This is a genomic window from Microtetraspora sp. NBRC 16547, assembly GCF_030268965.1.
Lineage (GTDB): Bacteria > Actinomycetota > Actinomycetes > Streptosporangiales > Streptosporangiaceae > Microtetraspora.
The window spans coordinates 21,932-44,645 of sequence record NZ_BSSE01000009.1; the positions used below are offsets into that span (position 1 = coordinate 21,932).

Genomic DNA, 22,714 nt, shown 5'->3' on the forward strand with positions numbered 1-22,714 from the left:
ACAGCGGGGTCACCGTCGTGATCGTCGGCAAATTCGCCATCCCGCTGACGGGTGACAGCACAGCGGCCTACGCTTCCGCTTGATCGCTATGTTCCTGAGCGCCTGATCGACGAGAACGGCGAAGAAGGAGATGCCGTGAAAGCGAACGAGACCACGCTTCGTCGGCTCATCCAGGGCGACCAGCAGCTGCTGGTCCCGCTGTACCAGCGCAAGTACACCTGGGAGCGTCCGCAGCTCGCGCAACTGTGGGCGGATATCAAGGTCCAGGTTGACGCGCTGGCCGAGGGGAGGGAGGCGGCGCCGAGTCACTTCCTAGGGTCGGTGGTGCTGGCCCCCGGCCCCGATTTGGCACCGAGCCGGTCGCAGTGGATCGTGGTGGACGGGCAGCAGCGGCTGACCACGCTGATGCTGGCGCTGTGCGCCATCAGGGATCATTTGGCGGCGGAGGACCCGAAGCATCGTGAACGGATCAACGAGCTTCATCTGATCAACAAGTGGCAGCATGGAGAGAAGCGGTATCGGTTGTTGCCGACGCAGAGCGACAGGGCGGCGTTCATCGCGTGCGTGGATGGGGCGCAGGAGGGAGGGGCCGCCGACAGCCTCGTCGGCAACGCTTATCAGTTCTTCAAGAGCATGCTGGTGGAGTTCGACGATCCGGCCGATCCGCACGACATCGAGCGGGTGGAGTCGGTGCTGCTGGACCGGCTCAACCTCGTGCAGATCCTGGTGGAGAAGGACGACAACGCGTTCCGCATCTTCGAGTCGATCAACAACACTGGCACGCGGCTCAGCCAGGTCGACCTGATTCGCAACTACGTGTTCATGTGCCTGCCGACCCGGGGGCAGTACGTCTATGACGACTACTGGCGGCCGATTCAGGAGCTGCTGCCGCCCAAGGCGATGGAACAGCTGATGTACCTTGTGCTTGTCCTCAAGGAGGGGGACGAGGCGCAGTACAACGCTGTCTACCGTGGGCATCAGCAGATTCTGCTGGAGCTGGCGGGCGACGAGGCGAAGGTTGAGGAGTACGTCAAGGAGCTGCACCGCCGCGCCCGGCACCTGAAGCAGATCCTCAATCCCGAGGGTGACTCCCCAACCGCGCGGCGTCTGCGGTTCCTCAATGACTGGCAGGCCACCACCGTCTATCCGCTGGTGATGCGCCTGCTGGAGCTCCGCGAGGACCACGTGATCGACGACGATGAAGTCGCCGAAACCCTTCTGTACGTGGAGAGCTTCCTCGTTCGCCGCCTGATCGCGGGGGTGACCACAGGCAACCTGAACAGGATCTTCCAGCGGCTCGCCGTGCAGCTGTCGGCCGATGAGTCTTCTATTCCGGAGGCCATCCGCACTGCGCTGTCGCCCGCGAGGCTGTACTGGCCCTCCGACGAGCAACTGCGTGAGGAGGTGCGTAGCCGGGCCTTTTACTGGCAAGGGCGTGCGACGCAGCAGAAGCTGGTCCTGCGCCGTCTGGAGGAGTCGCTCGGGAGTAAAGAACGGGTGGACTTGTCCGAGAAGGGAATCAGCATTGAGCACGTTCTGCCGCAGACTCTGACTGCCGACTGGCTTCGCGAGCTGTCCGCTGGCAGCGAGGACCCCGACCTGCTGCATCGGCAACTCGTGCACACCCTCGGCAACCTCACCCTCACTGGGTACAACTCAGAGCTCAGCAACGGATCCTTCAGCGCGAAGCGCGAGCTGCTGGCGAAGAGCGGGCTGGTGATGAACCAGGAGATCGCCGCCGCCGAATCCTGGGGCAAGGCGCAGATCCTCGTCCGGGCCGACCTGCTGGCCGGTCGTGCGATCGAGATCTGGCCGGGCCCCGTGGAGACCGACCGCGGCACCGCCGCCTCTCGCGACTGGACGCTGTTGCACAACGCCCTGGCTGCCCTCCCGCCCGCCACCTGGACCTCCTACTCTGACATCGCCGAGCTGATCGGCTCGCACGCGGTCCCTGTCGGGGTGCATCTGGCCACCGTCCCGGTGCTCAACGCCCATCGGGTGCTCACCAAGACCGGGCAGGTGTCCGGGAGCTTCCGCTGGACGGATCCCGAGGACGACAGAGATGTGCATGAGGTCCTTCGTGCAGAGGGGATCAGGTTCGACGAGGCTGGCTATGCCGACCCTGGACAGCACATGAGTGCCCGGGAGCTCGCCGAGCTGCTCGGACTTCCCGGTGCGGCCGACATGACGGAGATTGAGCTGAGCGGGGAGACCGCATCGGACTCCGAGGTCGTCGGGGAACGTGAGCGGCGCTTCTTCGAGCAGCTCAACGAGCAGAGTGGACCTCAGGCGGCCGGTGCGGTCCACCGGGTGCTGGAGCATTGGCGGGCACATGGCGGGGAGGTCGAGTACGGTACCTCGGCGGGTGCCTCGTGCGCTCCCATCATGAAGGTCGCCGGCAAGACGATCCACGCCATCCGCTTCTACGCCGACACGGTGTCGGTTCCCTTCGGGACGCTCAAGAGACGCACTCCGTTCGACGACCCGGCGTTGCGTGAGGAACTGAGACAGCGGATCAACGACGCACCGGGCGTCGACATCCCTGTCGGGAAGCTGGAACTGTATCCCTCGTTCAACGTCACTCTGCTCGCCAACGTCGCCGTCTTCGACGTCGTCATTGCCGCGCTTGATTGGTTCGCCGCACAGGTGAAGGCCGCCACCTGAGCAAAGGTAAGCCGATGCCCTGGCTGCCTCGCCAGGCTTTCTCGGTCCGACTGATCCCGGGGAGGCTTGGCGGGCAGCCGCGGAGATCACTGTCGGGCTCGGACAGATACGCACAGTGCGCGGGGCCTCAATCGGTCCCGAGTCCACACTCCGAGTCCCGGTTCCACTGTGGCGAAACTCCATTAGCAGGAAGGATCAGCGAATGGTTGTCGTCAGGCACCCCCTTTCGGACCTCGAAAGCCGCCTGATCTCGGTGGCGGCTGAGCACGGCTTCACGCCGGCTAGCGAGCCGGTCAAGTACTTCTGCGAACTGGAGCATCCCGACGGTGTGACGGTCTACCTCAATCGCCCGCGGACCCTTGTGAATGTGATCGCGGTGTTGATCCATCCGGAGACCGACCTGTCCCGGCTAGCCGGCGTGATGGGCCTGGCGGTCCCCTCCGGCATATGGCACGGCCGGAACATGCGCAGGTTCCCGAAGAGGGTCCACACCGGAAAGCATTCGATCTCCTACGCGCACTCGGTGGAGTGTGCCGATCTTGGGGCCTTCGGCCGACTGCTCGATAATCTTGTCTGATTCTCACTGTGCTTCGTGGTCACCCTGCAGGCCCCCCGTAGCTTCCAGCGAAAAAACAACGCTAAGGCCCATCGACAGGTGTGCGCGTCGCGTAACAGCACCGCGACGGCGCCACCGGCGCCAAGCCCTGCGAGTGGCGCGCCCCGGATCCCGAACTGGAGAAGAGGTACCACCCGTCATGAACGGGGACGTGCATCTGCTGGATCCGCTGGCCCCGACTTTACGTCGTGATCGAAGGCGTCCGGTACGAGGTCGAACCGGCCGTAGCCGACAGTCCGGTCAGCGCGCTGTCCCGCGCCTGGTGCGCTGGCTGTGGGGGCCGAATGCATGTACCCCTTCCGGCGCGTCACGGTGCAGAACCGTGCTGTAGGACGTGCGGGGTTCGCTGGCTGTGTGAGATATCCCTCTCCCGTCGTCGTGGCGCTGGTGGTCTGGGGAGGTGACCATGTAGTGATGACCTCCTCGCCCCGCCCGCCGCACGTCGGTGGCCGACCGGATCCGATAGGCGGGACTACCGCGCTCGGTGGAGAGCCCGCTCCCGCCCGCGGGTACCTGCTGGACAACGCGCGCGCCGAGGCGGGCGAGCGATTCGTTTGGCTGGCCGAGCTGTTCGACGGTGTGACGCGGGGGCACTTCGATCGACTGGGGGTCAGGGTTGGCTCGCGCTGCTGGGAGGTGGGGGCCGGTGGCCGCAGTATCCCGGAGGCGCTCGCGGCGGCCGTCGGTCCGACCGGGCACGTGCTGGCCACGGACATCGACCCGTCGTGGCTGAAGGCAGGCGGCGGGTACGAGGTGCGCCGGCACGACGTCGCCGCTGATCCGCCCCCGGAGCCGGGCATGTTCGATCTGGTGCACGCCCGGCTCGTGCTGGTCCATGTACCCGACCGGGCCCGGGCGTTGGCCACGATGGCGGCGGCGCTGCGGCCCGGCGGCTGGCTGCTGGTCGAGGACGCCGATACCGCTCTGCAGCCACTGGCATGCCTGGACGACAGCGGCCCGGCGCAGCGGCGGGCCAACCGGCTGCGCGACGCGGTCCGGGAGCTGCTGACGCGCCGCGGCGCGGACCTGCGCTACGGCCGGACACTGCCGCGGGCATTGCGTGAGGCCGGCTTGGTAGATGTCGCCGCGGCGGGCTCTTTCCCGATCGGCGGGCTGGCCTGCGACCGGCTGGAGGCGGCGACCATCCGGCACGTGCGCGGCGAGCTGCTCGCGGCCGGCCTGGCCGACGACGCCGAGATCGACGCGCACTTGGCCGCCATCCACGCGGGCAAACTCGACCTGACACTCGCGCCGCTGATCTCGGCCTGGGGACGCCGTCCAGCCGAGCACCTGCCGGCACTCGGTTAGGTGCGGATCCAGGCGAGCATCGTCTCGGAAACGTCCCGCAACCCCGGTGCCGACACACCGGTCGGGTACGCCCGGGTATCCACCCGCGGCCAAGACCACCAGTGCGGCGCCGAGGGTGTCGTGTGCGACAGCGTCACCCGCTGGTTGGCGCACGAGCCATTCGGGTGGCGGCCGACGACGCTGCTGATCAGGGTGCGCCGCTACCGGTGCCCGGGCTGCAGGCACGTGTGGCGGCAGGACACCTCCAAGGCAGCGGCTCCGCGCTCGAGGTTTTCCCGGGCGGCGGTGACCTGGGCGTTGGTCGCTCTGGTGTGTCAGCACCTGACCGTGGCCCGGGTCACCGAGGCACTGGGCGTGGCGTGGAGTACCGCGAACGACGCCATCCTGGCCGAGGGGCAACGCGTCTTGATCAGCGACCCGCACTGGTTCGACGGGATGAGCGTGATCGGCGTGGACGAGCATGTGTGGCGGCGCACCCGCCACGGCGACAAGTACGTGACCGTGATCATCGACCTGACCCCGGTGCGCGGCGGGACGGGCCCGGCACGACTGCTGGACATAGTCGAGGGCTGCTCGAAGCAGTCGTTCAAGAAGTGGCTCGCCGACCGGCCCAAGACCTGGCAAGCGAACATCGACGTCGTGGCGATGGACGGGTTCACCGGATTCAAGACCGCAGCCGCCGAGGAACTGCAGGACGCCGTGACGGCCATGGGCCTGTTCCACGTCGTGCGCCTTGCTGGCGAAGCTCTGGACCGGTGCCGGCGACGGGTCCAGCAGGAACTGCACGGCCACCGCGGCCTGGCCTCCGATCCGCTCTACCGGGCACGGCGCACCCTGCACACCGGAGCCGGCCTGCTCACCGACCGGCAGGCCGCCCACCTGACCGACCTGTTCGCCACCGAGGAGCACGTGCCGGTCGAGGTGACCTGGGGCATCTACCAACGCATCGCCGCCTACCGGCACCCCGACCCGAAGCGTGGGCGCGAACTCATGACCGAGCTCCTCGAGTCGGTCAGCCACGGTGTTCCCGACGCACTGGTCGAGATCATCAGCCTCGGGCGAACACTGAAGAAGTGGGCCGTGGACGTGCTGGCGTTCTTCGACAGACCCGGCACGAGCAACGGGCCCACGGAGGCGATCAACGGCAGGCTCGAGCACCTGGGCGGCTCCGCGCTCGGCTTCCGCAACCTCACGCACTACATCGCCAGATCCCTCCCGGAGACCGGCGGCTTCAGGAAGCAGCTACACCCTCAATTGGGATGAGCCGCTTTGGCCAGGAGGACACGGATGGTTTCCAGCGCTGAATGGGCACCCGGTCACCGAAAGGGAGGGTAAGCCAGTTCGAGTGAGCCCAGCGGCCGGGGTGGGGGACGCTGAAGGCCAGCAGCCCGCCAGGCCGCAACGCGGCGGCGATCGCCGGGAGCAGACGCTCAGGTGGTGCGAGCCCCACCGCACCGAAGACGGAGTAGCAGATGTCGCACTCCACCTCGCCGAGGAAGTCGATGGCGTCGGCCACGGTGAAGGTGATGCCAGCCAGATGGCCGTAGCGGTTGCGGGCCCGTTCGATCTGGGCGTCGGCGATGTCGATGCCCGTCACGATGGCGCCGAGCGTGAGGAGGTACGCGGCGTGGTGGCCGGGGCCGCAGCCGAGATCGATGACCGTGCGGCCGGTGAGATCACCGAGGATCTCCGCTCCCGGCCCTACGCCTGGGTGCTGCCCCCAATATATCCGCGGCGGTGCAGGAGACGGTCCTTGAGGTTCGGTGGTCTGGCGCTGGCGGGCGTGCTCCTGCCAGGCCGCCCGGTTCATGGCGCGAGCAGGCGTACCGCGTCTGCGAGGTGGCGGCGGACGGCCGTGAGATAGGCGGGGTCGGTTGCGGGGTCGGCGATCCAGTGCACGGCCTGGTCCATGAACCACTCGGTGATCCATACGCGGTGCCAGCCCAGCGCCCAAGACTCTGCGCTCAGGCCGCCGCGTCGCGCCTGAGCGTCGCGATGGCCGCCGGCTGCGATGTAGGAGTCGATCAGGTCACCGGCCCGCACGGGGTCGGCCACTTCGAGGGTGCCGGGCCAGGAGGCCAGATCGAGCAGGCCGGGACCGTTGAACGCGCGGGCGAAGTCCAGCAGCCGCCACCCGCTCTCCCCGATGTGCAGCGAGCTGGGGTGGAACTCCGAATGGCACAGCCCGAACGGTGCCAGTTCCGCCCCCTGGGATCGCGCCGAGGCCGCGGTCTCCAGCGCGGCGAGCATGTCGGCGATGTCGTCGGTGTGCGCCCAGCGTCCTACCTGGCGCAGGTAGTCCAGGTGCGCGAGCGCTCGTGTGGGGAGCCTGCGCAGCCCGGCCTCGCCGAGGGTGATCGGAAGGAGTTCCGATGCGCGTACGGCGTGCAGGCGTACCGCGGCTTCGGCTCCGTCGCGGTCGTCTGCTTCGCGTACGGGCCGGCCGAGGTCTTCCATCACCATGCCGAGGATGCGCTTGCTGACGGCGGAGCCGTACAGGATCGGAACGGGCACGCCGTAGGCGGCGGCGAGCATGAGCGCCTGGTCCTCTGTGGTGAACGGCTCGGCGGCGTACTTGAAGATGGCGGTGGCGCCGCCGGGGAAGTGCAGGCGTTCTACGGCAGATAGGGACCAGGCGCGCATCGGCTCGCGTTTCGGCGCGCTGTCGAATCCCGCCGCAGCGCATATCTGGGCGCACAGCCGCGTGACCGTCGCCTCGTTCATCGAGTCTTCTCCTTCCGGGAGCAGGGGCTGTACGGCTCCGCGTGGGAGCCGTACAGCCTGTGGCGTGGTCAGGCGGCGCGGCAGGCGTACACCTTGGCGAGCCACTCCTGGCGGAAGCCGGCCAGCTCGGCGCGGAAGGTCTCCATCGAGGCGCCGTACGGCACGCAGGCTCCGCCGGACTGGTCGGGCACGGACTGGCAGCCGTGGACCAGCCGTCCACCGAGGGCGGCGTGGGCCTTGATGGACTCGATGCGGCGGTACTCGTTGAACCAGGTGCCGTGGTAGACCTCGTCCAGCATGCCGCCCTCGTCCTCGTCGAGGTCGAAGACGACGCTGGTGGCGGCGGGGAAGAACCAGCACGGGCCGACGTTGGAGATGTGCCCGTCGAGTTCGACCTTGTTCAGGGCCATGAAGGTCGCGGCCTCGCGCAGCATCCGCAGGTGTTCGGCGGTGACCTGGGGCAGGCCGAGGGCGGGCAGGTGCTCGTCCCGGAAGAGGTAGCTGTAGACGTCCCAGGCGGTGGACAGCACGAGCCCGGCGTCGGAGGTGGAGAAGCCGTAGGTCTTCACGAAGTCGAGGGCGAGCTGCTCGACGGTGGTCTCGGTGGTCTCCTCGCAGGTGAGGAGTTCGCTGCTGACGATCTGCCAGTCGCACAGCAGCCAGGTGGAGGTCTCGAACCGGAAGAAGTACGTCTCGGGCTCGACGGTGATGGTGGTGCCGTTCACGGTGATGCCGGGGATGCGGTTCCAGCGCGGGTCGAACGCGACCGGCAGCTGCACGCCGAACCCGGTACGCGTTTGGGTGTTCGGGGACATTGCTCGTACTCCTTCGTTCGTGTGATGACGGGGTGAAGGGGGAGCTATCGGGTCTGGCCCAGCAGCAGGTGGTGCCACAGCCGTTCGGCTTTCGCGGCAAGGAGCCAGGGACCCTCGTGGACGACCGGACCATCAGGTCCTCGGACGGTGCGGCGGATGAAGGTCAGCCCGCCGGCCTGGCACAGCTCGTAGATCGTCGCCTTGCATTCGCAGGTGTGCTCGCGCACCCGGATGCGGCTGCTGCGCGAGGTCGGGGCGACCCAGCGGATCTTGTCGTGTTGCTTCTGCGTGGGGGCGACATGGAGGCCGTGGTATCCGGTGAGAAGGGCCTTCGCGTCACGCTGTTGCGGCGGGTCGCGGATTGCCGGTTGTTCCGCGAGCGCTGTGCCGTATCCGGTCATTGCCGCCTTTTCCTGGAGATATCGAACGCCGTGGAGGTGCTTGCCCTCTGGTCGATTCTCATCTGCTCGACTAGAGGAGTTGCTGGGCTCCTTTATGACTCCTCTAGATGAGTTCGTCAAGCGTTATCGCGCGGGAAGTTCGTAGGTCAGCATGTAGGCGTCGCTGGACATCACGGTGTCGCACACTTCGACCGCGCGGCCGTTGGTGGCGTAAGCCGTACGGACCAGGTGGAACACGGGAACGCCGGGAGCGAGCCGCAGCGCCTTGGCCTCGTCGCGCATGGGCATCCGGGACTTGATCTCTTCGATGAAGTGGTCGAGCTGGAAGCCGAGCTCCTCCAGGCGGGCGTAGATGCCGCCCGGCCCGCTGTCGGGCTGCATGATCGGCGTGCCTTTGGCGATCTCGGCGGGGATGTACGACACCGCGGTCTCGACCGGCTGACCGTTGATCAGGTAGCGCCTGGATCGCACGATCACACGGTCCCTTGTCGCGAGTCCGAGCCGTTCGGCGATGTCGGGCGTTGGCGCGGTTTCAGTGATCTTTATGGAGTCGACGGAGGGCGTGCCGCCAGCTTCCTCTGTCTCGGCGATGAAGGCCGCCTTGCCCTGGTCGCGATGGCGGCGGGCGAATCTGTCGGAGGCGAGCCGCCGCACCGGGGGATGGGAGCGGACGAACACGCCCCTGCCGTGCTCGGCGACGGTGAGCCCTTCGCTTTGCAGGACCTGCAGTGCGTTGCGGATGGTCATCCGGGCGACACCGTAGTGCTCCATGAGCCGGGCCTCGGAGGGCACCTTGTCGCCCTGGGCGAGAGCGCCGCGCTCGATCGCGTCGCGGAGATGGTCGGCGATCTGACGGAAGACCGCCCGGTCGCTGGTCGGGTCCAGATCCGGCAGCGACAGCTCCGCCACAGGCCAACTCCTCAACTCGTACATACATGTAGGGTCGAGGATAGCCACCTGGGGAGGTCGGGGATGGATCATCCGAACATGCACTCGGTCAGTGTGTCCGGCGTGATCCTCGACGGGCAGGGGCGGGCTCTGCTGATCCAGCGTCGCGACAACGGCCACTGGGAGGCACCCGGCGGGGTCCTGGAACGCGACGAGGACATCATCTCTGGCCTGCTGCGCGAGGTCCACGAGGAGACCGGCCTTGACGTGGTCCCCCATGCGATGACCGGCGTGTACAAGAACATGACCCGCGGCATCATCGCCCTCGTCTTCCGCTGCGAGGCCGTCGGAGGGGAGTTGAGCGTGAACGATGAGGCCCGCGCGTTCCGCTGGGCCACCGCCGACGAGGTACGCGACCTGGCCACCGAGGCCTACGCCGTCCGCGTCCTGGACGCCATCCAGGCCCTGTCCTCGCCCGCCGTACGAGCCCACGACGGCGTCCGCATCACCGGCGACCGCGCTCTACTCCCGAGATAGCTGGTGCGTCCCCGAGCGCCGGCGGCAGGAAAAATGCCATCTGCCCGTGGAGCAGCGGTCCCTCGTAGGGGCGATGAGGACTCATGTCCTTCTGCCTAATCCAGCTCAGAAAGGCGTTGCGACCCTGGTAGGGGCCATGAGGACAGGTCATCGAGCGGGCTGAGCAGCTCGCCCGAGACTTCGCGTTGTGACCCCTCGTAGAGGCGATGAGGACCACCCTCAACCAGATCATCAGCGTCTACAGCCTTCACGGGTTGCGACCCCTGGTAGGGGCGATGAGGACGTCAAGCACTGGAGTAACGCAAAGTAATGGAATTCATGTTGCGACCCCTCGTAGGGGCGATGAGGACGCCCGTGCGAGCTGTCGCTTGCGCTGCTGGACGACGGTTGCGACCCCTCGTAGGGGCGATGAGGACTGCGCGCGTGCAGCGCGCTCCCGGTCGAGTTCATGTTGCGACCCCGGTTAGGGGCGATGAGGACTCCGCTTGGAGATCCCCGGGCACGAGCGTTGCGACCCCTCGTAGGGGCGATGAGGACTTCAGCAGCTCTGAGCCCAACCTTCAGAACATCCGTTGCGACCTCTCGTAGGGGCGATGAGGACGGCGATCAGAATAAGGATTGGGGCGATGAGTACTGTTGCGACCCCTCGTAGGGGCGATGAGGACCCTGAGCATGACCGTCTGGACCGAGGAAGAGGCCCGGTTGCGACCCCTCGTAGGGGCGATGAGGACTGCCCTGGCCGAAATCGGCCGAGCAATCAAGGCGTTGCGACCCCTCGTAGGGGCGATGAGGACTCGTGGAGGCGAAGCTCCGCCAGGAGAACGCGAAGTTGCGACCCCTCGTAGGGGCGATGAGGACAGCGCTCGGTTGCGACCCCTCGTAGGGGCGATGAGGACACGCTCGTCCTGGCTCTGATCAGGCATCTCCCCCTGTTGCGACCCCTCGTAGGGGCGATGAGGACACACGACCGACACGGGCGGCTCCAGCGATTGGGGGTTGCGACCCCTCGTAGGGGCGATGAGGACCGCCATGCGCAGGATGCGCGGGCCGCTCTCGCCGTGTTGCGACCCCTCGTAGGGGCGATGAGGACCCTACGGCCGGTGGTCTGGTCCACCCAGTAGATGGTTGCGACCCCTCGTAGGGGCGATGAGGACGCCGAACGCGTACGCCTTGGCCTGTGCCCAGTCGTGTTGCGACCCCTCGTAGGGGCGATGAGGACTCGGGCTCCAGTACGGCCTGGCCTCCAAGATCTCAGGTTGCGACCCCTCGTAGGGGCGATGAGGACCGGATCATCAAGAAGCGCATCGCGGAGCTTTGCGCGTTGCGACCCCTCGTAGGGGCGATGAGGACACCGGCATCGACCAGATCGAGCAGCCGGCAGAGAAGTTGCGACCCCTCGTAGGGGCGATGAGGACGGGCGGACGTCATCTACGTCTGTACCTACGCCCGGTTGCGACCCCTCGTAGGGGCGATGAGGACTCGCCTACGGCATGACCCCGGACATCCGGCCCGGGTTGCGACCCCTCGTAGGGGCGATGAGGACGTGGGAAGCGCTCTGCACGATGGAGGCCGATGTTGAGTTGCGACCCCTCGTAGGGGCGATGAGGACCCCGGCGCCTGTACGACCACTACGGCCGGTACCTCCTCCCGTTGCGACCCCTCGTAGGGGCGATGAGGACCCCAAGACCGGCAGGAAGGTCTGACCGACTGTGATGTTGCGACCCCTCGTAGGGGCGATGAGGACCGGGACGGCTCACTGCAGTTCTGGGTGGACAAGGTGTTGCGACCCCTCGTAGGGGCGATGAGGACCGGACTTGCCCATGCCCGGCCGGGCGCCGACCACGAGTTGCGACCCCTCGTAGGGGCCATGAGGACTCTGGTGACCGGACGGCTGCGTCGCGGTCGCCTGGCGGATCTACCGGGTGTTGCGACCCCTCGTAGGGGCGATGAGGACCGCGACCCTACCCGGTCGAAACCGGGGATGGTTTCGGGTTGCGACCCCTCGTAGGGGCGATGAGGACTTCATCTGGCTAAGGTGACGGCTCAGTTTGTCGCGTTGCGACCCCTCGTAGGGGCGATGAGGACTGCGTGCGATTTCAGCCCCTCAGCCGGGACCACATCGTTGCGACCCCTCGTAGGGGCGATGAGGACGGTATTGGGCCAAATGCTGCTTGAGCATCGCATTGTTGCGACCCCTCGTAGGGGCGATGAGGACGACCGCGCGTTCTGCTACCGCTGGCAGAAGAAGAAGTTGCGACCCCTCGTAGGGGCGATGAGGACCCCAACCCGCAAATCTGGTTCACCGGGACGCCTCCGTTGCGACCCCTCGTAGGGGCGATGAGGACCGGCGGCGAGCTGCTCATCATCGATGACATCGCGACGTTGCGACCCCTCGTAGGGGCGATGAGGACCCCACGGTAAAGGCGCAGGTCACTGGCCTGATTATCGTGGGCCACGTATGGTGTTTTGCAGCGAACCTTCGGTTGTGCAGAAAACCCGGGAGGTCTGCTGCAAAACTCATGATCAAATTGCACGTTCGGTCACAGGATATCGCTGGGAGCAGGTTGGGCGACGCCCCATTCCTGGCGCTCCGGAGTCGTCCCGGGCGGGAATGTGAAGACGAGCACGCTGTCGTATCCGGCGTCGATCACATCCTCGACCGCGTGGCGAAAACGCCGGAGCTGTGCCGCGCTCAGCGCGCCCTCGAAGACGCTTCTCTGCACGTGGTGGAGGTATTGGCGGCACAGACGCAGGATGGCGGCGTTGCGTTTCGCCAGGGTGTCGTAGACGACCACGACATACACGTGACCTCACCACCAGATCTTGAACGGCTTGTACGGCGTTCCTTCCAGGCATGTGCGAGTGAGCTGGAGGGCTTCGAGATAGAGCAGCTCGTCGTATGCCACGTTCCGGCCGAGGGAGCGGTGCTGGATGGTTACGGCGAGTTCGTCACGTACGGTCTGCACGACCAGCTTGCGGCCTGATTCGCTCAGCATCGCCTGGTTGACGTCGACATCGAAGTGGGCCGGTTTGAGCTGGCCGCGACCGGCGAGCCGGAGCAGGAGACGTTCGGAGAAGAGGGGCTTGAACACTTCGGAGAGGTCGAGCACGAGGGAGTGCCGCTGGCGTTCCATGGTGCTGTGCAGGAAGGCGACGCCGGAGTGCAGTGGGGTGAGCCGGACGGCCGACAGCAGCCGGGCGTAGACGATGCCGTTGACGTAGCTGATGAACGCGTTCCCGGCGTTGAGCGGGGGCCGGCGGCTGCGGCCGTCAAGCCGTAACCAATCGGGCAGCCGAGTATCGAGCACGGCCCAGGCCGCGCGCCGGAAGGTGCCTTCCGTACCCATGAGCCCCTCGCGAGTCGACGCCGCAGCGACGGATGCCTCCAGCACAGCCATCGGACGGGTGAGCAGCTTGCGGTCGATCACTCGGCGCACGTTCGCCGCCGCACTCAGCACGATCGCCCGGGCGACGTCCAAAGACGCGAGCGGATCGCAGGCCAGCCGAGTCTGGGCGACGACGGTCTGACCCGAAGTGCTGCTCTCCGATGTCAGCAGCGATCCGGCGTAGTCGCCGTAATGGCTCAAAAAGTGAACGTTGACGCGGTACTGGTTCAGCAGGCTGATCACAGCGGTGTTGATGTCGACCGACTCGCACGCCACGATGTCGCGGACGTCGGTGATCGGGATGTGCACCGGAGAGCCGTCAACTCGCTCGATCAGCAGCGATTGGTCTTTCCGCCGGATCCGGCAGGGCGTCGTCAGCCAGTACGTACGGGAGGCAGCGGGCATCTACTCGTTCCAGCAATAGTCGATGTAGGAGCATCCCCGGCAGGCCGAGCGGGAGAGCCGCGGCGGCGAGGAAAGTGCGGAGACCACGGCCAGGACCTCCGCGATATCCGCCTCGGCCTGCTTCGCCGTCTCGGCCGTGTACGGCAGGCGCCGGGTCCGGCGGGTCTTCGGGTAGTGCAGGATTCCGCCCTGCGCGGCGACCCCGACGGCGTGCAGCCGATAGCAGTAGTGCATGGCCTGGGCCTCGTCGGCCTGGCTGGGCTTCGACGACGACTTGATCTCGTGCACCCAGGCGGCTCCGTCGAGGTGGTCGAGCTTGGCGGCGCCGAGGTCGACGGGGGAGGCACGGCTGTATGAGGTCTCGTGGACGGCCTCTCCCATCTGCACCGTGGAGCTGAGATGTTCCGGTCGGACCCCACGTGCGTACAGCCAGAGCTGGCGACGGCAGTGGTAGAGGTACTTGATGTGCACCCCGCCGACTTCGTCGGCTTCGATCACAGGACCTCACCCGCCTGGTAGACCTGGGCGGCCGGCCCGTGGACCGCGCCCAGCCCCAGCCGCTCGTCGTAATCGGCGTCGATGATCCGTACGCCGAGTCGCTTCTCCCACCTGGTGAGAGGTGTCGCCCAGTTCGGCATCGGGACCAGGTACCGCTCGGCGAGCAGCCGTCCCGCCGCCTTGTGGCCGGCCGCCAGGTCCGCTTCGTACGCGTCGCGATCGCGTTCCAGGACCGCCTCCGTGCCGTCGAACAGCTCGTCGAACCGTTCGGTGAGCTCATCCCGGCTGACGAAGGGGTGGGCGAAGCCCAGGAACGCCTCCGTGAATACGGTCTGGTTCCGCAGCACTTCAGCACGCCATTCCTGGCCCCATTCCGTGGCGTAGACCTCGTCGAGCCAGAGGCGGGCGTTCGATTCGTCTACGGCGAGGCCGTCATGGTGGGTGAGGATGTGCCAGCCCGTTTCGACAGGTGTCCGGGGATAGACGCCGTCAGCGACGTCCTCGCCGCCTCTGCGCCGGGGAGCGAAGGCGGCGGCGTGCACGATGACGTCGGCGGGTGGCCGGGCGGCGATCCGGTTGACCCGGCCGAACCGCTGCAGGAGGGCCTCCAGCGGTGCCGCGGAGGTGAACAGGCAGTCGAAGTCCACGTCCAGGCTCACCTCCACGACCTGGGTGGCCACGACCAGTCCCGGCAGGCGGTCCCGGCCGACGCCGAACCGCTCGGCGATGGCCTGCTCCAGGGCTGACCGATCCATACGTCGGAACCGAGAGTGCAGCAGGAAGGCGGCATCGGCGTTCGCTTCGAGTTCGGTGAACAGAAGCTGGGAGTCGGCAACGTTGTTGGCGACCACGAGCACCGAATCGCCGGCCGCCAACCTGCTCCTGATCTCCCCGATCGATGCCGGATCGGTCAGGTGCCGCTTCCGAAGGCCGAGCCGATGGCGAAGCGGCGCGTCTTCGGTCGACGCCTCGACCAGTCGCACATCGTGATCAAGCAGGTCCTGGAACAGCCGAGCGAGCGCGTCGGGAAGTGTGGCGGACAGTACGGCGATGCGCCCGCCGAGCTGCTCCCACAGCCGCGCGGTCGCGAGGATGTAGCCGAGCCGCTGAGGATCGTAGGCGTGCAGCTCGTCCAGCACGAACACCGAGTTGGCCGTGTCGATAAGGGTTCCTGAATGAGCGGGTCCCGCCAGCGCGCCGCGCAGGATCTGGTACGGGGTGCCGACCCGTACGGTCTCCCGGAACAGGCGGGTCGCTGCAGCCCGGGACACCGCCTTCTTCGCTGCTTCGACGCGCTCGTCGTCGCCGTCTTCTGGGCAGATGGCACGTGCCAGGTGGTACGACGCGGCCCGCGAGTGCATGACCCCCACCAGCGCGTCGTCCCCCAGGAGCTTTCCGAGACGTACGGCCATGGCGTTGATGGACGCGAGGTAGGGGAGCGTGAAGAAGACCCGCGGCACACCGCCCGTGCGGCGCGCGATCTCGGCGACCTGCGCTGCCGCCCAGAGGAGCCCGGCTTCGGTCTTGCCCGAGCCGGTGGGGGCGCGGAGCAGGAGGTGGCCGTCTGCCTCCGCCGCCTCGGCCTGGTGCGGGCGCAGGGTTTGCCCCTTCTCGGCGAACGCCTTCTCCAACAGGGGTCGGAACCGGGCGCCGATGGGTTGGACGCCGTGGAGCGAGCCGTGTGCGGAGGAGACGTGGTCCGCCAGAGTGACGGCCCCTTGGAGGAGTACCGCCGCGAGACCTTCGTCGGGATGGGCCGGAAGTTCCCACCGGTCGAGCAGCAGCTCGAACACGCGCCGGGCCTCGCCGACCACGTCGAGCTCCTCCGGTGTGAGCGAGGAAGCCGGAAGTCCGGCGCACTTCGCTGTACAAGCCAGCCAGTCGAGGAGCTGAACAGCGACCAGGTCGGGGAGGGGCCGCAGCCGGTCGCGCCACTCCGCGACGGAAAGACCGCCGTACAGCCCGATCAGGGAGCCGCGCCCACCTTCGAGTGACCGGTGGTGGGTGGCCACTCCGGTTGAGACCCAGGCCAGCAAGGCCTCGTCTTCGACGAGAGCGGGGAGGAAACCCAGGGAGACGACCTCATGCCGTTCGCCCCACGACCGGGTGGCTCCCCTCAGCATCGCCTGAAAGCCGTCCGGAATTTTCCCGGCGTCGTGACAGAGCGCCGCGAGGCAGATCGCGGACCAGAACCGGCCTTCGGTGACTTGCTCCATCAGAGCGATCTCGCCCACGCGCCGCCGGAGTGCGAGGGCTCCGTCCAGCGTCGCCGCCAGATGGTCGACCAGTCTCTCGCGCGGATCGCTCTTGGCCAGTATGTCCGGTAGCTCCATGTCACCCACTCCCCGTCAGCCGCGAGGGATGCACCGGTGGCAGCGGAACCACGGCCCTGCCGTCCTCGTCCGCCCAGAGGGAGTCGACCAGCACCTCGCCGCGGCCCGATGCGTCGAAGTGATACGCGTCCCAGCGGGTCCGGTGCCGGTTGAGGGAGACCGCTGTTGGCAGCCGGAGCAGCGTTCCGAGAGGCTGGGGAGTGCTTCCCTCAGGAAGCACGGCGCTGCCCTGACGTCCTGGCCCGGCCCGGAGGACGACACGGCGGGTAGCGAGCCCGACCAGGTCCTGGCTTCTGCCCAGCCGCAACGGCCAGACAGGCCTGCGAAGCCTGCGTTCCCAGACGTTGAGATCCTCGGTCAGCCACACCGTCAGAGTGATGTCCGCCAGGAACTCACGCTCGCGCGGCGTCGGAGGAGCCTTCTTCCCTGTGGCGTCCAGTGGATGGTACGTCTCGAAGTCGACGCCCTTGCCTCGGGCGTGGAAGGCCATGGCGAACCGCGTGTCCGTGTCCACGGAGTGCCAGCCGCCGGCAGCCGCCGCGAGCATCCCGCCCACTGTGGCCGGCGGAGGGCAGGGGAGCGCCACCTGCACACCCGCGTACAACGGGTTGCGGAAAGAGACGATCGGCGCGGTGACCGTCACCCGCAATGCCTCGGTCGTGGTCATGCCTTCGGATCCTCGAACCAGGCGTCTCGCTCACCCCGCTCGATCTCGTCCGCCAGGCCGCCGAACAGCACACGGGGATGGCCGATGGTGAGGCTCCCGGCGTCGATCAGGTCGGCGAGTTCCGCGCGGGCGCGGTCCCGCTGCTCGCCGAGGAAGCCCGGCGCCCAGCCCAGCAGCACGGGTCCGTCCAGCTCGTCGGCCCATGCCTCGATCTCGGCGCGCAGCACGTTCGCGTCGAACAGCGTGCGGTCGCTCCGGACACCGAGGATTCGGGTGAAGGGATTGACGCCGCCCTTGACCGGCGCGAGGAGGATGAGCGCCGGGGTGCGGTCACCATAGTGCATCGACTGCTTCGCTCCGCCGCGTACGGCCGTGAGCGTACGCAGCAGAAGAGCGGCCCTCCGGCGTCGCTCCGCGATCGTCAGCCGCAGCGCCGAGCAGCCGCGGAAGCTGACCGGCTCCGCTCCGTTGTCCGCCGCCTCCTTGGCGGCCGGTTCCGGTAGGGCGATCTTCAGGCCGGTGCCGTCGATTTCGAACACACCGATCCGGGCCAGGTCGAGCAGCACGTCACCGGCCAGCTCGGCGCTGTAGAACTCGTGGCCGTGCAGCACCGGGTTCTCCCCGGCGGCGAAGCCGCGGCTCATTGTCCCGAAGTCCCGCTCGGGACGACGCGGGACGACAGAGACGAACGTGCCCGTGGCGAGGACCGTGTCCCGCTGGCACGTCTTGTTCTTGTCGCCCTTGACCGCGACCATGTAGCCGAAAAGGTCGTCGTCGAGGTACAGATCCGGGCGGCCCTTCGTATACGCCTGTTGCTTCTGCCCACTGCCCGACCGCACCACCGGTGAGACCAGTTCCGAGGCGGGCAGCGAGTCCCGCAACCAGCGGCGGAAGGCCTGCGCCGACACGTAGGGATGCACGTCACGCCCGACGCGCAGTTGCTTCACCGTGGCGACGTTGTCCTCGCCGAGGCCGTTGTTCGGCGCGCCGGCCACGATGTCCAGGACGACCTTCCCGACCAGGTAGCTCATTTGTCACTCCTCGCCTTTCACGTAGTCGATGTCCTCGGGGTGCTCTCTTTCCTCGTCCGCCATGGCGGCGGCGACCTCGGCCCGGTCCGAGGGCTTGAATCCCAGCTCGTGCAGCCGCTGGACTACCGAGACGATGAGCAGCTGCCGGTGGAACCACGCCTGCTCCACCTCCGGGTCGAAGAGCAGCCGGAACTGGCTCTCGCTGACCAGCGGGCCGCTGATGCCGCCGTCCTGGGCGAGCAGGGCGTCGAGGTTGCGGCGCATTAGCCAGTGCCGCATCCGCCGGGGCTCCTTGAGCGTCGCGTTGAAAGCGCGGAGCTGCCCTGCCGAGTTCTCCGCGTTCAGCCACGCCGCAACCTGGGCTCCGGCGGCCCTGATCTCGTCGATCTCGTTCTGGTTCATTCGCATCACCTCGGTCACGAAGGAGAAGCACAGCCCGGCCAGCTCGGCAGTGTCCGTACGGATCACGCCACGGTCGAGCCGCGCGGTCAGGTATCGGCCGCACGCGGAGGCGATCTGCTCCGGCGCGCGGAAGGCATTACGCGCCAGGCAAAGCACGCCGGGCCGGTCCTGCGTCGAATGGGCACGCAGCAGTGCGGGGAAGCCGCGGTTGTACGGAGGCCGGGACGTGCGGCGCAACCACTCGGCGATCGACTGGTCGAGTGATTGGATCTCCAGGGTCTGGCCCCGGTTGTTGTTGCTGAAAACCAGCAGCTCGACCCCGGCGATCAGCCGGTCCTCATGGCGGCGCAAGGCCTGCAGGGCCATCACCTCGTTCGAAAGCACCCTGCCGGAGTCGGCCCTGCCCAAGGCGATCAACTGCCGGTTGCGCTCCACTCGCCGGGACAGCGTCCGCGCCATAAACCGCTCGTCCCAACTGTGCAGCGCGGTGGAGGGCCCGCCCGTCAGGCGGCAGCCGTACGGCAGGACGTAGAAGCTGCACAGGCACGGCCAGCACAGCGCCATCCCGGCGTGTCCGCGTGGCGTGTTGTTGCGGTAGAGATCGCTTTCGGCCAAGGGGACGTCGACCTTGCCGTAATAGCCCACGGCCTGGCGCCCGCACAGCACACATGCCGCCTCCGGCCACGCCGATGGATCCGGGCGCTCACGCCATCGCTCTACTGCACCACGGATCGTGAGGTTGTCCTTCTTCGCGTTGCTGAGGTGGTTCATCTTCGAGTTCGGGAAGAAGGACATGCTGGTCTTGAGCCAGAAGCCCTGCTCGCTCTTCGTGTCGCGGACGAGCGCTGCGGTCACCGCGTCCTGGGTCACCGTCTTCACCGCCGCGTTGAAGCCGTCGGGCGTGAGGCTCTCGACTGCTGACGTCTTGCCGAGGGCAGCCAGCGCGTACGCGCCGATCCGCTGGAGGGGGTGCGCGGTCAGCCGGAGCCGTGCCTGTTCGTCTGTGTCCACGTGCCGTGGATCGGGTTCGTTCATGCGGCTATCCACCCGAAGCCGGCGGCGTTGGCCTGTCCGAGACCCCAGCTCCAGATCGCCTGGAGTGTCTCCGGCGGCCCGGCCAGCTCGACCTCGACCGGCGCTCCGGGCTTCGCCCCGTGGCCTACCGAGAACGACCGCTTGGAGCCGATCCAGGTGATCGCCGTCAGGTACACCTCCGGGTCGAGGCCGAGGGTCTCGGCCTTACGGCGGAGGTTGCGCTGGAAGAACACAGGGAACTCCGGGTCGGTCGGCATCAGCCACGCCTGCCGCGTCGTCCGGGCCCCGTCGTCGTCTCGGCCCGTTCCCTTCATCACCACGGGAGTGGACGTACGGAACCGGCCCCGGCCTGACCGAAAGTCCGGGGGCTCGGCGAGGGCGACGTTCAACACGCGAAAAGCCGCACCGCCCCAATCGAGCAGCTCTCGCTGCTTCACGCCCTGAGCCAGGGCGGTCACGACCTCGAAGAGCGGGCTACCGATTTCGACGAAGCCCCGCCCTCCTGCGGCGTACTTCCCCTTGCGTCGCGCAGCCTTCGGGAACACTGGCGCGCCGTGCCCCAGCGGGACCATTCCGTGCGGCCCGGCTCCTTGATGATGCAACTGTTGTCCGATGTCAGGTGCCTCATGGGCCAGGAGGTCGTACGCCAGGGATCTTCCCGGTGCCAGAACCTTCGCCCACGCGAGCTCGGTCGCCGCCGTCGCGACCTCGATCCGTAACCTCACTGCTCTGCCTCCCGTTTGCTTTGCCGTTCACCCTGTACAGATGGACGACGACTTCGTAGAGGAGGCAGGTGACTGTTTGCCGAGGTCAGAGTGTTAATGGATCAGAGATCGACGAGTGCTGGTTCCATGAGGACGCACCTCGGGCTAATCTTCGTTCGCGATGTTGTCGACGGGGATGTGGATCATGCTTTTGCAGCAGACCTCCCGGGTTTTCTGCACAACCGGAGGTTCACTGCAAAACGGCGCCGATTTTGGCTTCGCTTGTGCTCATTGACCTGCACCTTTACGGTGGGGTCCTCATCGCCCCTGCGAGGGGTCGCAACACGCCGAGCAGCGCGCGGCCGACGCCGAGGCCGCGGTCCTCATCGCCCCTGCGAGGGGTCGCAACACGTCGACGGCATCTACGGCCCGCAGTCTCTTGCCGTCCTCATCGCCCCTGCGAGGGGTCGCAACACGGTGGTGTGACGTGGGCGTGTGTCGGCCGTGGTGTGGTCCTCATCGCCCCTGCGAGGGGTCGCAACGGGATTCAAGATACAGATCTCCTGTACCGGCGTGTTGTCCTCATCGCCCCTGCGAGGGGTCGCAACCCTCGATCTGGAGATACACGCCACGCGCGAAACCAGTCCTCATCGCCCCTGCGAGGGGTCGCAACACGGCGGGTTCGAGGCCGCAGGGGAGCTGTGCCGCCGTCCTCATCGCCCCTGCGAGGGGTCGCAACGGGGGCCGTACGGCCCTTGCTGACCATGGGGACCGTGTCCTCATCGCCCCTGCGAGGGGTCGCAACCGCTGTGGGGGTCGGCGGTCACCCCGAACTTCGAGTCCTCATCGCCCCTGCGAGGGGTCGCAACGCGGTCAGCATCAGGTTGCGCGTGTTGCGGAGCTGGTCCTCATCGCCCCTGCGAGGGGTCGCAACGGCCGTGTTGTGGCAGGTGCGGCACTCGTAGCGGTGTCCTCATCGCCCCTGCGAGGGGTCGCAACTGCGTGATGTCGATCTCAGGCCGAGCGGTCGCCCTGTCCTCATCGCCCCTGCGAGGGGTCGCAACCGGCCGGACAGGATCGCGTACGACTCCCTGTTGAGGTCCTCATCGCCCCTGCGAGGGGTCGCAACAGCAGTCCTGGAGGCGCTCCTCCCGGTCGGTGATGCCGTCCTCATCGCCCCTGCGAGGGGTCGAAACATCACGTAAGGCGTGACCAGCATGGCGGCGGCGCGTCCTCATCGCCCCTGGAGGGGTCGCAACCTGGTGAGACGCCCCGCCCCCGGGGACGGTTCACGTCCTCATCGCCCCTGCGAGGGGTCGCAACTTGGTGAAGACACGGAGCCCCGTGGTGATTTCCACGTCCTCATCGCCCCTGCGAGGGGTCGCAACAGCCAGAGCTGCAGGTGGTCGATCGCGGTCAGGTCGTCCTCATCGCCCCTGCGAGGGGTCGCAACGAGTGAGCATCCGCGCATTGATCCGGATCTGGGTCGTCCTCATCGTCCCTGCGAGGGGTCGCAACGACGACGCGCCCGCGGGAGCCCGGGCCGACAACGAAGTCCTCATCGCCCCTGCGAGGGGTCGCAACTCGGGCCGCGTCCTTGACCTTGTCAACCGGTGTTGGAGACGTCCTCATCGCCCCTGCGAGGGGTCGCAACGCGTGCAGCTGCACCCGGAACGATTTCGCGGACGGGTCCTCATCGCCCCTGCGAGGGGTCGCAACGCCAGGTCCATCACGTGGTCTATGGGACTCTCGTCGTCCTCATCGCCCCTGCGAGGGGTCGCAACAGGTTCACCGGGAGGCGTGGAGTCCGTGACCCGGAGTCCTCATCGCCCCTACGAGGGGTCGCAACGCGGCACGCTCACGGTGACAACGCTGCCGTCACTCGTGTCCTCATCGCCCCTGCGAGGGGTCGCAACCTCTCGCGCCGGCCCCGTCGGAGTTCCAGTTGGCGGGCGTGTTCTTGTGGACCTGCTCGTAGTGGCCGGTCCTCATCGCCCCTACGAGGGGTCGCAACGCCTTCAATCCCTTCCTAAGGGTGGATGAGGGCTCGCGTCCTCATTGCCCCTACGAGGGGTTGCAACATTACCGTCCGGTACTCCGCCATGGTCGTCGGCAGGTCCGCCGTCCGCATCGCCCTGTGAGAGGCGGCGTCGGCGGGTCGTCGACTACCAGAGATAGTTGCAATTTGTGTCTATCTCGTCGCTTTATGCGTCGTCCATCTGTATCGGGTGAAGGCGGAAATGCGGGGCGGAGAGGACGACTGGATGGGGCTTTCCCGGGCTCGGACGACGGGCAGGGCG

The 22,714-nt window shown here is 67.3% G+C and carries 17 protein-coding genes, 1 pseudogene and 3 CRISPR repeat arrays; of the genes and pseudogenes, 5 read left to right on the forward strand and 13 right to left on the reverse strand.

Translation table 11 applies throughout. The features are described from left to right. Positions 1-135: 135 nt before the first annotated feature. From QSK17_RS14865 to QSK17_RS14880, 4 genes and pseudogenes are all read left to right on the forward strand, one after another. The gene (locus QSK17_RS14865) at positions 136-2,664 is read left to right on the forward strand and encodes a GmrSD restriction endonuclease domain-containing protein (RefSeq protein ID WP_285705298.1); all 2,529 of its coding nucleotides are present in this window, start codon (positions 136-138) and stop codon (positions 2,662-2,664) included. 202 nt (positions 2,665-2,866) lie between these two features. After that, entirely contained in the window at positions 2,867-3,241 is a 375-nt protein-coding gene (locus tag QSK17_RS14870) for a hypothetical protein (RefSeq protein WP_285705299.1), read from the forward strand. Positions 3,242-3,694: 453 nt separating this feature from the next. After that, on the forward strand, positions 3,695-4,588 hold the full coding sequence (locus QSK17_RS14875; protein ID WP_285705300.1) for a methyltransferase domain-containing protein: 894 nt from the start codon (positions 3,695-3,697) through the stop codon (positions 4,586-4,588). 99 nt (positions 4,589-4,687) lie between these two features. Further along, positions 4,688-5,851: pseudogene (locus QSK17_RS14880) on the forward strand (ISL3 family transposase); the annotation flags it as partial. Here the strand turns inward: QSK17_RS14880 and QSK17_RS14885 are convergent. From QSK17_RS14885 to QSK17_RS14905, 5 genes are all read right to left on the reverse strand, one after another. Then, the gene (locus QSK17_RS14885; RefSeq protein WP_285705301.1) at positions 5,820-6,398 is read right to left on the reverse strand and encodes a class I SAM-dependent methyltransferase; all 579 of its coding nucleotides are present in this window, start codon (positions 6,396-6,398) and stop codon (positions 5,820-5,822) included. The pseudogene QSK17_RS14880 and the gene QSK17_RS14885 overlap by 32 nt on opposite strands. Further along, a complete protein-coding gene (locus QSK17_RS14890) occupies positions 6,395-7,312 on the reverse strand; it encodes a phosphotransferase family protein (protein ID WP_285705302.1) in 918 nt (305 codons plus the stop codon). The genes QSK17_RS14885 and QSK17_RS14890 overlap by 4 nt, the downstream gene beginning before the upstream one ends. Before the next feature lie 68 nt (positions 7,313-7,380). After that, on the reverse strand, positions 7,381-8,127 hold the full coding sequence (locus QSK17_RS14895) for a hypothetical protein (protein WP_285705303.1): 747 nt from the start codon (positions 8,125-8,127) through the stop codon (positions 7,381-7,383). 44 nt (positions 8,128-8,171) lie between these two features. Further along, the gene (locus QSK17_RS14900) at positions 8,172-8,528 is read right to left on the reverse strand and encodes a hypothetical protein (protein ID WP_285705304.1); all 357 of its coding nucleotides are present in this window, start codon (positions 8,526-8,528) and stop codon (positions 8,172-8,174) included. A 123-nt stretch (positions 8,529-8,651) separates the two neighbouring features. Continuing rightward, entirely contained in the window at positions 8,652-9,437 is a 786-nt protein-coding gene (locus tag QSK17_RS14905; RefSeq protein ID WP_285705305.1) for a GntR family transcriptional regulator, read from the reverse strand. Between the two features lie 78 nt (positions 9,438-9,515). On the opposite strand from QSK17_RS14905, the gene QSK17_RS14910 reads away from it, so the two are divergent. After that, on the forward strand, positions 9,516-9,953 hold the full coding sequence (locus QSK17_RS14910) for an NUDIX hydrolase (RefSeq protein WP_285705306.1): 438 nt from the start codon (positions 9,516-9,518) through the stop codon (positions 9,951-9,953). Positions 9,954-10,137: 184 nt separating this feature from the next. Next, positions 10,138-12,364: direct repeats of the CRISPR family, unit length 30 nt; unit sequence GTTGCGACCCCTCGTAGGGGCGATGAGGAC. A 129-nt stretch (positions 12,365-12,493) separates the two neighbouring features. On the opposite strand, the gene cas2 is transcribed toward QSK17_RS14910, so the two are convergent. From cas2 to QSK17_RS14950, 8 genes are read right to left on the reverse strand one after another with little or no spacing between them, the layout of a single operon-like run. Beyond that, positions 12,494-12,757, reverse strand: a complete 264-nt coding sequence (cas2, locus tag QSK17_RS14915; protein WP_285705307.1) for a CRISPR-associated endonuclease Cas2 — start codon at positions 12,755-12,757, stop codon at positions 12,494-12,496. Positions 12,758-12,763: 6 nt separating this feature from the next. After that, entirely contained in the window at positions 12,764-13,744 is a 981-nt protein-coding gene (gene cas1 / locus QSK17_RS14920; RefSeq protein WP_285705308.1) for a CRISPR-associated endonuclease Cas1, read from the reverse strand. Beyond that, on the reverse strand, positions 13,745-14,242 hold the full coding sequence (locus tag QSK17_RS14925; protein ID WP_285705309.1) for a CRISPR-associated protein Cas4: 498 nt from the start codon (positions 14,240-14,242) through the stop codon (positions 13,745-13,747). It lies immediately after the preceding gene. Continuing rightward, positions 14,239-16,575 carry a CRISPR-associated helicase Cas3' gene (gene cas3 / locus QSK17_RS14930; RefSeq protein ID WP_285705310.1) on the reverse strand — a complete coding sequence of 779 codons (2,337 nt, stop codon included), beginning with the start codon at positions 16,573-16,575 and terminating at the stop codon, positions 14,239-14,241. The genes QSK17_RS14925 and cas3 overlap by 4 nt, the downstream gene beginning before the upstream one ends. Position 16,576: 1 nt before the next feature. After that, positions 16,577-17,242 (reverse strand): CRISPR-associated protein Cas5, encoded by a 666-nt coding sequence (gene cas5 / locus QSK17_RS14935; RefSeq protein ID WP_285705311.1) that lies wholly within the window; start codon positions 17,240-17,242, stop codon positions 16,577-16,579. Continuing rightward, positions 17,239-18,273: a type I-B CRISPR-associated protein Cas7/Cst2/DevR gene (gene cas7i / locus QSK17_RS14940; RefSeq protein ID WP_285705312.1), complete on the reverse strand. Its 1,035-nt coding sequence runs from the start codon at positions 18,271-18,273 to the stop codon at positions 17,239-17,241. The genes cas5 and cas7i overlap by 4 nt, the downstream gene beginning before the upstream one ends. Positions 18,274-18,276: 3 nt before the next feature. Then, positions 18,277-19,710 (reverse strand): hypothetical protein, encoded by a 1,434-nt coding sequence (locus QSK17_RS14945; RefSeq protein WP_285705313.1) that lies wholly within the window; start codon positions 19,708-19,710, stop codon positions 18,277-18,279. Continuing rightward, complete coding sequence (locus QSK17_RS14950; RefSeq protein ID WP_285705314.1) at positions 19,707-20,435, reverse strand: CRISPR-associated endoribonuclease Cas6; 729 nt, start codon at positions 20,433-20,435, stop codon at positions 19,707-19,709. The genes QSK17_RS14945 and QSK17_RS14950 overlap by 4 nt, the downstream gene beginning before the upstream one ends. A gap of 293 nt (positions 20,436-20,728) precedes the next feature. After that, positions 20,729-21,611: direct repeats of the CRISPR family, unit length 30 nt; unit sequence GTCCTCATCGCCCCTGCGAGGGGTCGCAAC. A gap of 96 nt (positions 21,612-21,707) precedes the next feature. After that, positions 21,708-22,495: direct repeats of the CRISPR family, unit length 30 nt; unit sequence GTCCTCATCGCCCCTGCGAGGGGTCGCAAC. Positions 22,496-22,714: the final 219 nt, after the last annotated feature.